We start from the raw sequence: 13,038 nt of genomic DNA, 5'->3' as shown, positions 1-13,038 counted from the left end.
GAAATCCGACCAGGATATTGACTGCGAAGCACGATTTTAATTCTACCATTTGTAGGTAAACTGTGTTATACTTAATTGGTCCAGGGTCGAGGATTAATCAATGCTAGTCGTAGAAGCCAAGCTAAAAAACGGGACACCAGAACAATATCACCAGCTTGATGAAGCAATTAGAACATCTCAGTTTGTGCGTAACTCTTGTGTTCGTTATTGGATGGACAATAAGGGAACAACCCGGAATGATCTTCAAAAGCTTTGTGCGGTACTAGCTAACAATAAAGAGACACCATGGGTTAATAAATTAAACTCTCAAGCTCGTCAATCGGCTGCTGATAGAGCCTGGCAATCAATTAATAGGTTTTACCAGAATTGTCATGCTAAGATACCGGGGAAAAAGGGTTTTCCTCGGTTTAAAAAGCATAGCCGTTCGGTTGAGTATAAACTAACAGGCTACAAACTATCTGATGATAGACGTAAAATCAAGTTCACTGATGGTTTTAAAGCAGGAGAATTTGATTTATGGTGTAGTCAAAAGACCTTAGTTTATTATTCAGAACAACAGATTAAACGGGTAAGAGTTGTGAGACGTGCCGATGGTTATTATTGCCAGTTTTTGATTGACGTAGAACGGCAAGAATACCATAAACCAACGGGACAAATAACAGGAATTGACTTAGGGTTAAAGGAATTTTATACCGACGCTCAAGGCAATATAGTAGAGAATCCACGTTATTTAAGAAAGTCAGAAAAACGACTAAAAAAAGCACAACGACGATTATCCAAAAAGTTTCGTAAAGGAAAGAAACAGTCTAACAACTATCACAAGCAACGGATAAAAGTGGCTAGGCTTCATCTTAAGGTGTCAAGACAACGTAAAGACAAAGCAATTAAAGACGCTTTGGCGTTAGTCCAGTCTAATGATTTGGTAGTCTATGAAGCTTTAAAGGTAAGAAACTTAGTCAAAAACCGTAAACTTGCCAAGTCGATTAGTGATGCTTCTTGGTATCAATTCACTGAATGGTTGAATTATTTTGCCAAGATTTATCGGATTGTTTGTGTTGCTGTACCACCACATTTCACGACTCAAGATTGTTCAGTTTGTGGGACGAGAGTTCAAAAAACATTAAGCACTAGAACTCATCAATGTCCCAATTGTCAAACAGTCTTAGATAGGGATCATAATGCAGCAATCAACATTCTTAAAAAAGGGTTGCAATATTTGGGAAATCATCTCAACGGTACTGTTGGGCAAACAGAAACCGACCCAAACGCCTTGGGAGAGTCCGACCTCTGGGTTTTCAGTGGAGACATTGAGAATCTAAGTTGTCTCGTTGAACAAGGAATTTCTAACAGCGATGTGGAAAGAATCCCCCGTCACAGCGTAGCTTGACGGTGGGAGTATGTCAATGTAATCTCATGGCGATAGATAGTAACTTTAGGCAAATTAAATTTTTTAACTTTTCTGTTTTCTTATTGCCCAAACTAGCCAGATTGTTGTAAGCTTATGACCCAACTACAACCAGATATATTCGTTAACCACCGTCCCGATACCGATGGAGACGAGGAAGAAGACTACTTCGATTATTTTTATGATGAACCGGGTAGTGAACCGGGGACATTAATTATCGAACCAGATGCCAAACCCTCGCGGATTATTTTAATCGACTACGATGAAGATAACGCCATTCGCAAGGTGGATATTACTCCCAATGCTTGCGCCCCCTATATTGGCACAAATACCGTGTCTTGGATGGATATTCAAGGGTTAGGGAGTGAGACGGTTTTAAAACAAGTGGGGGAAATTTTTAATCTGCATCCTTTGTTATTAGAAGATGTGGTTAATGTGCCGCAGCGTCCCAAGTTAGAAGATTATAACAATCAATTGTTAGTGATTTCTCAGATGGTGCGACTGAAAGAAGATGAAAGCGGTTTTGATACAGAACAGGTGAGTTTTGTCTTGGGAAAACGCTATCTTTTAAGTTTTCAAGAGGAGGAGTTACAGGACTGTTTTGAGATAGTCAGAGATCGAATTCGCACTTCCCAGGGACGAGTACGGAAATCGGGGGCGGATTATTTAACCTATTTATTATTAGACACGATTATCGATGGTTATTTTCCCGTGGTAGAACACTACGAAGATCGGATTGAAGCCTTGGAAGATATGATCATTAGTGATCCCGATCGAGATACAATGCAGGAAATCTATGATGTCCGTCGGGAATTATTGGCACTGCGTCGCTTAATTTGGCCGATGCGAAATGTCCTACATCTACTCATGCGTGACCATCATGGTATAGTCAGCGATGAAGTACAAATTTATTTTCGGGATTCCTACGACCACGTCATTCAAATTCTGGAAATTATCGAAGCTTATCGAGAATTAGCGGCGAGTTTGATGGATGTTTATATGTCCACTATGGGCAATAAATTAAACGAAATTATGAAGTTTTTAACCGTAATTTCGACGATTTTTATTCCCTTAACTTTTATCGTTGGTGTCTATGGCATGAACTTCGAGAATATGCCAGAATTGAAAGGAGAATGGAGTTATTTCCTTGTCTGGTTAGTCATGTTAGCCGTAGCGGGGGGCTTGATTTTCTACTTCTGGCGCAAAGGTTGGTTTAAACCAATTTATTCTCTGAAAGAGGAAGCAAAAACTTAGTTAACGAAGGCAGGAGTCAGGTTTTGGGGTTTTGGGGTTTTAGGGTTTTAGTTCAATTTCCCCACTTCCCCACCTCCCCAATTCATAATTCATAATTCATAATTCCCACTCCCCCATCACCCCACCTCCCCAATTCATAATTCATAATTCATAATTCATGATTCCCAGGACAAACTTTTTGGCTCTTCTGGTTTCTGTGTGGAAACGAAATCTATACTAATAGTTTCTTCCGCAAAATAGTCTTAAAAGTCTTGTCCGGTAAGCATTTTGCTTTCCATAAGCCAAAATTATCACACAAAGTCGAGAAGAGCCACTTTTTTAGCCAACCCTAATTATTCGACCACAAATGCGAGGATTTGGCCTTGGCAACTGCCGAAGCGAATCTGTAAACCGGACTCTAGGGGAACTTCTTGGTTATGAACCTGTTTCCAGTGGCCATCTTGATAGATAAAAGTACCAAAACGGGAGAAATCTTCGAGAAAGTATTGATAGTCTGGATAATCGGCATTTTTACGGCAAATTATCCGACAATGGTTTTTACTAACCCATTTTTCAGTAATCTGTAGATCATTTTCCATGTCCCGTCCTATATTCATGCCACCACCACGGATTGACCATTTTCTTTCGGGACGATCGAGATAGTATAAGAAAGCGGCGGGCATGGTTCCGGAGACATTGGGCATAACCGTCGGTGATTGAGTCTCATCAAGGGTTTGCAGCAATTGCCCGTCGAATTCTGGGTGCATATAGAGAATCGGCAAAGTCCAAGCGGGTTGATTGTACTTGTAGAGGGTTAATAATTGCTGCCTGGCGATGCGAACGGCCTGATCAATAGGGACTCTCGGACCGGGAAACAACTTGGACATCTGCGCTTCTTTGTCTTTGAACCCGAAGAGGGTGCGGGTAAAAACTTCGATAAAACTCAAGGCCTCTCGATCAGCGATCGCATCTCGCATGGCCAAAACTGCGGGAACGCCATGGTGAATCAAGACTTCCGCCAGACTGCTGCGGGGGATCATCTCCTGACCCGATTTAGCGGGATAAGCACCCCAACAGGCATTAAAAACCGTTAAAATAACCTGATTTCTCACCAAAGCTTGGGCTAACTCCGTCCCGTTTAGCTGTTCCCCCGGCCGCAGAAATAGGGAACCGCCATTGGGGGCGGCGATTCCGTGGCCGGCGTAGAAAAAAGCTTGATATTTACCCGTATCCAAGGCCTTGGTCAGTTCTTCGGACCCCGGTCGAATTAAGGTATCGACTTTGACTTTCACTCCCAAATTCTGGAGGGAACCACTGCCCCCAGGGGAGATGGCCCGGATGAGATTGGCGGCCTCGGATTCCAGTGCCTGGTCGGAATTAGTTTCTCCACCGGTATTAATGGCGGTGAGGTTGAGGGAACTAGCGGTGGTTTTAATCTGTTTTTCGCCGATAACTAAGAGAATATTGAGACTATTACTCGATTTTATCGGTGGCAGTGGGTCCACATCGCTGGTGGTGCGGCTAAAGAGTATATTCGGATGCAGAGATATGGCCTGTTTACCCGCTTGCTGCATAATTTCCCAGGGCAGCAGAATTAAATAGGGGTTGCGACATTCCAAGCGAATTCGCAGGGGCTGATTTTTGCCGAGAGCGATTCCCTGACTTTGGGCGAAACTTTGACCAATTGATGCTTGAAATAACCATTGCCAGAGACTAATACCTAGTTTCTGCATTAATCGACCGCCATAACTGCCGCCTTCTCCCGAAAGAGTCAGTTTAGGTCGATAATTTGCTTCTAATTGCTCTAACATCGGCAAGCTCGGCATTTTTTGCAGACAGAACATTTCCTGCCATGCCATCCATTCCGTGGTTAGACTCTCGGTCCATTCACAGTCATGATGCACATATCCCCCCGGTAGGGGTGCTTTCGTCACCCAACGGGCGAAATTATTACTCGTGGCTAAACTAGCGATGGCTAAATTTAGACTAGGGATGGCATCATCGGTCATTGTGGTTCTTGAGAAGTCTATAGAATCTTATTCTAGAGGATTTCTGAACAGCAAGGAAGAGTATTAAGTCACCAATAAACAACAAAGTTCGATAATTTTTGTTTGCCAAGATGAACGTAGGTTGGGTTGAAGCATGAAACCCAACGCCCGCATAGTTTACGCTACCGCTAACCCATCCTACAAATAATTGTGCCTCCCTACTTAACTCACCAATAAACAACAAAGTTCGATAATTTTTGTTTGCAAAGTTGCCAAAGGTTCTGCACCCCGTTTGAGACGATATTCTAATTCGAGAAGTATGGGCAAGGTGGCCAGAAGTTGCTTAGAAGAAAAGGATTGTATCTCTTTGCGAATGAAATATAGTCGCTTGGGATTGGCAATTTCGGCGGCAGCGGCGATATTTTTCTCGTCTTTTTCTCCTTCTTCAATTTTTAATTTTACTATTGCCCAAGTGCGAAATTGACCCCCTAGGGTGGCGGTGATAGCCAAGGGGTTCTCGTTACGATTTAATAATTCATTGACTAATTCGAGGGCCTTGCCTGTCTCCCGTTTTAAAATAGCACTGGCTAACTGTAGGCTGCTTTGATTGCTGGCATTGACTAAGCTTAAAATGTCCTTTTTGTCAATAGTTCCCGCCGAATTATTTTTAAATAAACGCAGTTTTTCTAACTCCATCCACAGCAAGCGGCTGTTATTTCCCACTGATTCAGCTAAGAGTTCGATCGCATCGGGAGTTAATTTTACTCCCACTTCTTTGGCAATTTCCCTAACTCTTTGGGCAATTTCCTCGACTTTCCAAGGCGGAATTAGTTCAAATTCCTTAACCTCTGCCTGATTTTGGATAAACTTGCTCGATTTTAAGCGGGAGTCGGGTTTTTTGGCACTGGTTAATAACAGATAGGAATTTTCGGGTAAATTGGGCAAAGTGCGCTGTAATTCCTGGAAAATATCCTCGGAACATTGTTGACAAATAACCGTATCGGCTAACCAAACTAAACGATTTCCCATGCCGAAAACTGGAGTCATCGCTTGATTGAGGGCCTCGATAATTGCCTCATTGCGATCACCATTAATTTTATCATAATTAAACTGTATCCAATGGGGATCGAGAAGTTTTGCTTGCAGATTTTTCACCGCTTGGTTAATAGCAAATTCATCTTCTCCCCAATAAAATATTGTCGGCATAAGTTTCTTGAGGTGTTACTATTGCCCATTTTGCCAAATTTTTACAGTTTTGTCAGCACTAAGTAGGGAGGCACAATTATTTGTAGGATGGGTTAGCGGTAGTGTAAACTATGCGGGCGTTGGGTTTCATGCTTCAACCCAACCTACGTTCTATTGTCCATTCTGCCAGATTTTTACAGTTTTGTCAGCACTACCAATAATTAAATATTTACCATCGGCACTAATTACTAAAGATAACAGTTTGTCTGTGGGTTGATCAAGGGTTGCTAATTTTACTTTGCTTGTTAAAGACCAAAACTTAATCATTTGATCCGAAAGCTTGTTTAATCTGATCAGCACAAGCAGCAGAGGATAAACCCAGAATTTCCTAATATTAACTATGGCTATTCATAAACACAGGTAAAGACGATCTGACTCGATAATTTCCCAAATTAATCAAAAAATAGACTCGATCGACCCCAAATAACGCACAATAAAAAAGGAAATGTCAAAGGAGAATCGCAAATGTTGCCCTATATCCTAGCGGTCGTGGTGGGATTGAGTAGTCTGTACCTCCTCACCACCGCTTTTATCGCCCCTGATCGCCACCGTCAAGATGATTTTCTCTGGAGTGCGGTAGGATTATTCTATGCCCTTGTCCTCTGGTTGTGCGCGGGAAGGATTACAGGCGCTATCCTCCTCGGACAAGCTGCCGCAGCCATATTATTTATTGCTTTCGCTTGGCAAACTCTCAAACTCAGACAAGCACTTTTTTATCCCGACAAACCGGTTAAATTATTTACTATTGTCGGTTGGTTAGGCAATCGTCTGGGGAAAGTTACTCCCTCTCAATCCCCTAAAACTAAAGCTAAAGCTGAGAAAGTAGCGGCAAAAGTTAAAGAAACGGTTAAAGAAACGGTGGACCCCGTTATAGAAAAAGCGGCGGCTATCGGGGAACCTATTACAGAATCAGTGACAGAAATTGAGGAAAAAGCTCAAGAAACGGTTGCCCCCGTTGCCGAAAAAGCCGCAGCTATCGGGGAACCTATTACAGAATCGGTGACAGAAATTGGGGAAAAAGCCGCAGAAATTATTGATGACGGGGAAACTTTCGATGATTTCGATGATTTCGATGATTTTGATTTGGCAACGGAAGAGATCAAACCCTCCGAAAATGCCCCAGAAATTCCCCCGACTGAACCTGTCACAACTGTTGAAGTCGAAACTATTGCTGTTAGCGAAACGGTGATTATTGAAGTTACCGAGGAAGACTTGTCTCCAGAAGAAAATATCGAAAAAGATACTTCCCCAGAAACTCGCTCAAAAAGGGAAGAAAATCCCCCCCCAGAGGAAAATTTGCCCCCAGAAAAAACTGTCGGAGAAGATACTCCCCCAGAAACTCGATCGCAAAGCGCAGAAAATCCTCCCCCATCGGATTAAAAGTTAAGATTATTTAGCGGGTGGGTTAGGCAATAATTACTGAAGAAATTAACTAATTAATTTAACCTTCACCCCCCACCCAGTCAAACCAAGTTTAAAATGTGAATGGTTTTATTTTCCCAGTACACAGGGATAGAGCTTCTCGTTTTTCGGGACGATTCCTGAGATAATCTTCTAACCAAAGACAACCTCGATCGAGCAATTTTTGTAAATAATTATATTCCGTTTCTAAAGGCCATCGATGCTTTTGACCATCCCTAGCAATAATCACAATCTCTTGACCATCAGGACTAAAAGTGATCCCATAGACGATATCTTCTTCTATTTTAAACTCGGAGCGCAAATTTCCGTCCCTGTCCCAGCGTCTAGCTGTACCATCCCTTGAAATAGCGGCGATTTTTTCACCATCGGGACTAAAACTAACTCCATAAACGGGAAAAGAATCAGTTTTAATCTCCTTTAAAAGATTGCCCTGTAAATCCCAAATTTTAATCTTTCCTCGAGCAGCAGTAGCAATTTTTTGATGATCGGGAGAAAACACCAAATCATAGATAATACTATCATCAGCCGTCCAAGAATTAATCAATTGAGGTAAATGATTACTTAAATGCCAGTATTGAATTTTTCCCTCGCTTGTTCCCGTGATTATTGCTGTTCCCTCTCCATTAAAAGCAAGACTATAAATCGGTACTTGACTAGTGGTAAATTCTTGGAGCATTGTTCCTTTTTTGCTCCAGATTTGGACTTTTCCATTTCTTCCTGTAATCGCTATCTGATTACCATCGGGATGAAAAGCTATACTATAGATTGAACGCATTTTTGTGGCAAATTCTCTAATTTTTTTTCCCTGGGAATCGAGTAAAGTAATCTGACCATCTTTATTAGCAATAGCGATAATATTGCCCTGGGAATTAATGCTAACACTGGTATTATCGGCCCTAGCTTGATTTAAATTGTTCAGCTGCCAAATTTTAGCCGTTTCATCACTCGATCCAGTTACCACCTCTTTTCCATCTTGACTAAATACAGCAGCAAAAACTGATTCTTGATGTCCTCTGAGAGTAGTTATTTCTTCCCCTTGCAGTCCCCAAATTTTAGCACTACCGTCACTAGATGCGGTAATTATAAACTGGCCATCAGGACTAAAATTAACACTGTTGACAAAATCTTGATGTCCCCGGAAAGTAGCTCTTAAATTTCCCTGTAAATCCCAGATTTTAGCAGTTTTATCGGCCGCTGCTCCAGCAATTTTTTGACCATCAGGACTAAAATTCACACTATAAAAAGCCTCAATATTTTCTTGACCTAAACTCAAGATAATTTTACCTGATAAATCCCATATTTTAATCGTACCATCCCGGGAAGCGGTGGCAATTTTTTGACCATCGGGACTAAAACTAGCTGCATCTATCGATCTTTTATGTCCCTTAAATACCTGTAAAGTTTCACCTGATAAATTCCATAATCTAGCGGTTTTATCCCTGGAAGTAGTCACAATTTTTTTACCGTCGGGACTAAAACTAACATTATAAACTGATTCTTGATGGTCAGGATAGGTGACTAAATTTTGTCCTTGTAAGTTCCAAATTTTGGCGGTTTTATCTTCGGAAGCGGTGGCAATTTTTTGACCATCGGGACTAAAACTAACACTATAAACTGCTCCCTGATGACCGGTCAAAGTTTGAATATTCTCACCTTTTTGATTCCAAATTTTTACCGTTCCATCCTGAGAAGCAGTAGCTATTTTTTGACGATCAGGACTAATACTAACACTATAAATAGTTCCCCGGTGTCCTTGCAGTTGGTTTTTTTCTTGAATACGATCTAAAATTTGTTGTAGGGTAATAATTGGACTGGTAGCAGGATATTTACTCAAGAGTTGCCCATCAGTAACGATATTTTTTAAACTATTGACTGCTTGCATGGCCGCAATTAAAGATTCTAATTGTTCAAATTGAAATTGTTGCCAATAACTATCACCCTTGCGCTGTAATTGAATACCTAGTTGAGCGGTTTCCACTTGCTGCCACGCTTGTTTTACCTGAATAAAAGCTAAGAGAGAACCCAAAAGAGAAGCAATTAAAATTACCGAGCCAATTTGAATTCTTTTGGTAGCTTTTTGGTGAGCGATTGCTAGAATTTTATTAGCTTGTCTCTGAGTTTCTAGGCTAATTTCTGCCTCTCTTTTATCGAGATTTTGACTGGCAGTTAAAAACTGATAATCAAGATTACTTAAGCTTTTACCCTGAGACCAATCGAGGGCGTTATTTAACGCTTTTCCGCGTAAAAGCCGCGATTCATCGGTATAATTAGACTGTTGCCAAGCGGCGATTGCTTCTGAGTAGGGACGCAATTGCTCTAATTGTTTTTCTACCCAATTGAGATTAAATATTTCTCGATAAATAGGATTATAAACTACTAACTGATTATCCTTTTTCACCACTAATCCCGATAACCTTAATTCCCCTTGTTCTGGACTATCATCGCACAGGATTGCCCCTTTTTCTAAAATTTGTTGATAGATGCCTAACAAACGACCGGCTTTGTCTTGATTTCTTAACAAGCGATCGGCAATAGTTCGCAGATGCACTGGTTCATCTTGAGATTCCCAATTATTAATAATTCTCTCTTTGATCAGCGTCTCAATATCTAAATTACTTTCCAGCAATAGCTGACAGATTTTCTGGGTTAAAAATGGCTGTCCTCCCGTCCAAAAAATAATTTTTTCTAAGCAGTCGGGTTGATAATTACTTTGACTAGATAATCCCGCAGCTAGAGGAGCAATTTCGGTCAGATTAAATCCTGTTAATTCGATCGCTTGGCCGATATTAAAAGATGTTTGGGTCTTTTCGCGAATTAAATCTGCGGGGGTAGCAACACCGAATAAAGCGAAAGTAATTCTTTCATACTGGGCATTTTCCGCTCTTTGGTTATAACAATAACGAATCAGGGAAAAAAAGTCATCTAGAGAAAACTGTAAACTGAGAATTTTATCAATCTCGTCGATAAAAATATATATTTTCTCTCCCCTACAATAAACTAATAAAACTTCCTCAATAAATTGTCCCAAACGCTGCACGGGGGGTAAATCCTCTCGCTCGCGCAACCAGGATTTAAGATTAATTTTTCCCGTCAGATTAAATCCTAAAAACAAACGGGTAATCACCCCGTTATACCATTGGGATAAATTATCATTACTACCAATACTGGTTATATCTACCGCCGCGCAATCCATGCCCAATTGCTGTAAAATATGAGTCACTCGTACCCTTAAACTGGATTTGCCCATCTGACGACAGTTAAAAACGTAGCAAAATTGACCATTTTTCAACGCCGTTAACAGTTCTCGGTCGGCATTTCTCTCGATATAGGTAGGATGGTTATAGGCAAGACTACCCCCGACACGATATTGATAATTCATTATCCTTAAACAAAATTATTTCAATGTCACCAACGGAAATAAAATAGACAATTGTGATTTATATATCTATAATGCAAGGATAATCGCTATTGACAACCTATCCCCAAAGCAATTATGAAGAAAACTTTTTTCACCTCCATCGCCGTTAGTGCCACCCTCGTCAGTGGCATTGTTTTAGGTACTCTTGATGCCGGCAGCGCCTCCGCTTGTGCTTTCGCTAAAGGTAAAAGCATTTTTGGCAGCAATACCACCTTCCATCTGGATCCTAACAAACTTATTTTAGGGGTTGCCGCCGCTACAGGAGCAATCACCGTAGCTGGTGTTTTAAGCTACCGTCGTTTTCACCCTGGGCAGCCTCCCGAAGATGCCACCGCTAACCTGCCGTCGGTATTTCCTATCCCCATTCCCCCCGCAGCTTTAAATCAGGCAGTGGAAGTGGAAGAAGCGGCAGAAACCAGCAAAATCTCCTAAAAATCCGCTATATTTCCTCAAAAAAGGTGTTGGCATCCCCGCAGCTTTCCAGCTAGGCAACACCTTTTTCTGCCTAATTGTGTCCCAGTTATCAGAATTTCCAGCCATTTTTAAGTTATGTTAAAAGGTGCAACCCTACCACCAGAGGTAAAGATGGGCAACTCTACCACATTTTCTGACACCCCACTTCACAAAGATCATCACACTTGGGAGCATTTAAAACAAGCCATCGCCGCTAGTTCCGGTTTCCGGCGTTGGCAGCAAGAACAACTAGAATCAGGTAAAAATAGAGACGATGCTGATGCTCGCATTTGTTCCTATCTACGGGAAACTTTAGAAACTTTAGCCTACTAGATTGATGCTCCCCAGCTATGACGGCATGGGGACTTTTTTGTCCGTTTAAGCTAATTTGCGGGCCTTATTTTCTGCGCGCCTCGTAACCCAATAACCAGACAAAAGCGACAATTAAAGGCAGGAAATAATAAATAGCTCGATAGGCGATTAAAGAACCGAAAAGCTCGGCATTAGATACATATTCTGGTCGTAATCTCAGCATGATAAACTCAAAAACACCTATTCCCCCCGGCACATTGCTTAATACCCCTGCCGTCATGGCAAATACATAGAGACCGAAAAATCCTAAAAACGAAGTATTATAGTTGCCTGGGAGAAGAAGATATAGAACTCTAGCGGCTAATATCCAATCAATAAAAGTCAACAAAATCAAAGCCAGGGAAAGAGTCCAAGAGGGTAAATAGATATTTTCTTTACCGATTCTTATCGGTTTTTTATAAGTGAGAGTCAAGAAAAAATATCCCGTAACCAAGAATAAAAAAATTATTCCTAAAGGTTTAGTAGTTAAAAAAGGTAATTTTAAAAGTTGAGGAATCCGTTGGGGATCGAGGAGGAAACTTACACCACCAATGCCTAACATTCCTAACCAAAAGCTTAAATGGGTAAAAGTGATAACTTTGGCAATATCCACCACCCCCACCCCCGCAGGAGTATAGAAACGATAACGGATAGCAGTCCCAGAAAATAAGGTTAAACCAATGGTATTACCAAGAGCATAACTGATAAAAGCAGTGCGGATAATAGTGCCTAAAGCTAAGGGATGATTGATATAATAAAAACCTAGGCGATCATAACCCGTCATCGACAAATAACCCAAAGCCATCCAAAAAATAGCTTCTAGCTTACGACTTGTGGTAATATGATCCAAACTGGCCAAGAGTTGGGCAAAAGTGTAGTGTTTAAATTCTTGACTAATTGCCCAGACCGCTAGAATAAATAAACTCAAAGACAGGATAATCGGAGCAAAACGCCAGATTTTTTTATACATCTTACTTTTTACGAATTACTTTTGACTCATTAAAATTTATGAAAAAATCAAAGTTAGATTTAGCTAAACGTTTAAATCGATCCCGAAAAAGGAAATATGATAAATTCCTGACTTCCTCCTTGTATTTAACAATTATTCTGGGTTTATTTTATCTACTCTACCTCAATCTTCCTTGGTCTTTTCATCTTTTTATGCGTTGGGCGACTAAAGGGGGTGATTTAGACCAAATTCCTGCCAAATTTTATGCAGAACTTAATCAATTGTGTTTGAGGGCAGATAGTGCGGGGGAAGTAAGAACGAGAAACTATACAGAACATACAGAAATCGCCGAATCTCTCGGTACATTTAGATGTACTTTAGTTAATGGTGGTCAAGAATGGTTAATAGAAGATTATAAATCTTTTAGTTCTGCCGATGAAGCGATGTTAGGCACTCAGTTAGCGGTTTTGATCGCCGAGATTTTGGGAACGGATTATAGTTATAACATTCGCGCTTATATTCCCAATACTAAGTATCAAATAGCTCCCAAAACCAAATCCTAGACTAGGGATGG

Annotated in this window: 11 protein-coding genes; 6 read left to right on the top strand and 5 right to left on the bottom strand. The window is 40.9% G+C overall.

What is annotated here, in order from left to right:
• Nucleotides 1-100 precede the first annotated feature (100 nt).
• Both IM515_RS14920 and corA read left to right on the top strand, forming a co-directional pair.
• Nucleotides 101-1,387: an RNA-guided endonuclease InsQ/TnpB family protein gene (locus tag IM515_RS14920; protein ID WP_185239262.1), complete on the top strand. Its 1,287-nt coding sequence runs from the start codon at nucleotides 101-103 to the stop codon at nucleotides 1,385-1,387.
• 114 nt (nucleotides 1,388-1,501) lie between these two features.
• On the top strand, nucleotides 1,502-2,659 hold the full coding sequence (corA, locus tag IM515_RS14915; protein WP_287628975.1) for a magnesium/cobalt transporter CorA: 1,158 nt from the start codon (nucleotides 1,502-1,504) through the stop codon (nucleotides 2,657-2,659).
• Nucleotides 2,660-2,991: 332 nt separating this feature from the next.
• Here the strand turns inward: corA and IM515_RS14910 are convergent, their stop codons facing one another.
• From IM515_RS14910 to IM515_RS14900, 3 genes are all read right to left on the bottom strand, one after another.
• Complete coding sequence (locus IM515_RS14910) at nucleotides 2,992-4,647, bottom strand: CHAT domain-containing protein (protein WP_287628976.1); 1,656 nt, start codon at nucleotides 4,645-4,647, stop codon at nucleotides 2,992-2,994.
• A 201-nt stretch (nucleotides 4,648-4,848) separates the two neighbouring features.
• Nucleotides 4,849-5,832 (bottom strand): DNA polymerase III subunit delta, encoded by a 984-nt coding sequence (gene holA / locus IM515_RS14905; protein ID WP_287628977.1) that lies wholly within the window; start codon nucleotides 5,830-5,832, stop codon nucleotides 4,849-4,851.
• 150 nt (nucleotides 5,833-5,982) lie between these two features.
• Complete coding sequence (locus IM515_RS14900) at nucleotides 5,983-6,138, bottom strand: WD40 repeat domain-containing protein (protein ID WP_223211809.1); 156 nt, start codon at nucleotides 6,136-6,138, stop codon at nucleotides 5,983-5,985.
• A gap of 198 nt (nucleotides 6,139-6,336) precedes the next feature.
• Between IM515_RS14900 and IM515_RS14895 the strand changes: the two genes are divergently transcribed.
• Nucleotides 6,337-7,251, top strand: a complete 915-nt coding sequence (locus IM515_RS14895) for a Ycf66 family protein (RefSeq protein WP_287628978.1) — start codon at nucleotides 6,337-6,339, stop codon at nucleotides 7,249-7,251.
• 94 nt (nucleotides 7,252-7,345) lie between these two features.
• On the opposite strand, the gene IM515_RS14890 is transcribed toward IM515_RS14895, so the two are convergent.
• Nucleotides 7,346-10,672, bottom strand: coding sequence for an AAA-like domain-containing protein (locus tag IM515_RS14890; RefSeq protein ID WP_287628979.1), 3,327 nt, complete (start codon nucleotides 10,670-10,672; stop codon nucleotides 7,346-7,348).
• Nucleotides 10,673-10,786: 114 nt separating this feature from the next.
• Here IM515_RS14890 and IM515_RS14885 point away from each other — a divergent pair, with 114 nt between their 5' ends.
• The gene (locus IM515_RS14885) at nucleotides 10,787-11,143 is read left to right on the top strand and encodes a hypothetical protein (protein ID WP_002789240.1); all 357 of its coding nucleotides are present in this window, start codon (nucleotides 10,787-10,789) and stop codon (nucleotides 11,141-11,143) included.
• Nucleotides 11,144-11,260: 117 nt separating this feature from the next.
• The gene (locus tag IM515_RS14880) at nucleotides 11,261-11,497 is read left to right on the top strand and encodes a hypothetical protein (RefSeq protein WP_002738997.1); all 237 of its coding nucleotides are present in this window, start codon (nucleotides 11,261-11,263) and stop codon (nucleotides 11,495-11,497) included.
• A 64-nt stretch (nucleotides 11,498-11,561) separates the two neighbouring features.
• Here IM515_RS14880 and IM515_RS14875 read toward each other — a convergent pair whose 3' ends face one another.
• Nucleotides 11,562-12,485: a lysylphosphatidylglycerol synthase domain-containing protein gene (locus tag IM515_RS14875; protein WP_287628980.1), complete on the bottom strand. Its 924-nt coding sequence runs from the start codon at nucleotides 12,483-12,485 to the stop codon at nucleotides 11,562-11,564.
• A gap of 38 nt (nucleotides 12,486-12,523) precedes the next feature.
• Between IM515_RS14875 and IM515_RS14870 the strand changes: the two genes are divergently transcribed.
• A complete protein-coding gene (locus IM515_RS14870; protein WP_002767213.1) occupies nucleotides 12,524-13,027 on the top strand; it encodes a hypothetical protein in 504 nt (167 codons plus the stop codon).
• Nucleotides 13,028-13,038: the final 11 nt, after the last annotated feature.

Source organism: Microcystis sp. M44BS1 (assembly GCF_020244875.1).
GTDB classification, from domain to species: domain Bacteria; phylum Cyanobacteriota; class Cyanobacteriia; order Cyanobacteriales; family Microcystaceae; genus Microcystis; species Microcystis panniformis.
Note: the sequence above shows the minus strand (reverse complement) of the source record. Positions and strands in the feature narration are given on the sequence as shown.

Coding starts and splice junctions, on each gene's coding strand:
- IM515_RS14920 (WP_185239262.1), top strand. CDS start 101: ATGCTAGTCGTAGAAGCCAAGCTAAAAAACGGGACACCAGAACAATAT.
- corA (WP_287628975.1), top strand. CDS start 1,502: ATGACCCAACTACAACCAGATATATTCGTTAACCACCGTCCCGATACC.
- IM515_RS14910 (WP_287628976.1), bottom strand. CDS start 4,647: ATGACCGATGATGCCATCCCTAGTCTAAATTTAGCCATCGCTAGTTTA.
- holA (WP_287628977.1), bottom strand. CDS start 5,832: ATGCCGACAATATTTTATTGGGGAGAAGATGAATTTGCTATTAACCAA.
- IM515_RS14900 (WP_223211809.1), bottom strand. CDS start 6,138: ATGATTAAGTTTTGGTCTTTAACAAGCAAAGTAAAATTAGCAACCCTT.
- IM515_RS14895 (WP_287628978.1), top strand. CDS start 6,337: ATGTTGCCCTATATCCTAGCGGTCGTGGTGGGATTGAGTAGTCTGTAC.
- IM515_RS14890 (WP_287628979.1), bottom strand. CDS start 10,672: ATGAATTATCAATATCGTGTCGGGGGTAGTCTTGCCTATAACCATCCT.
- IM515_RS14885 (WP_002789240.1), top strand. CDS start 10,787: ATGAAGAAAACTTTTTTCACCTCCATCGCCGTTAGTGCCACCCTCGTC.
- IM515_RS14880 (WP_002738997.1), top strand. CDS start 11,261: ATGTTAAAAGGTGCAACCCTACCACCAGAGGTAAAGATGGGCAACTCT.
- IM515_RS14875 (WP_287628980.1), bottom strand. CDS start 12,485: ATGTATAAAAAAATCTGGCGTTTTGCTCCGATTATCCTGTCTTTGAGT.
- IM515_RS14870 (WP_002767213.1), top strand. CDS start 12,524: ATGAAAAAATCAAAGTTAGATTTAGCTAAACGTTTAAATCGATCCCGA.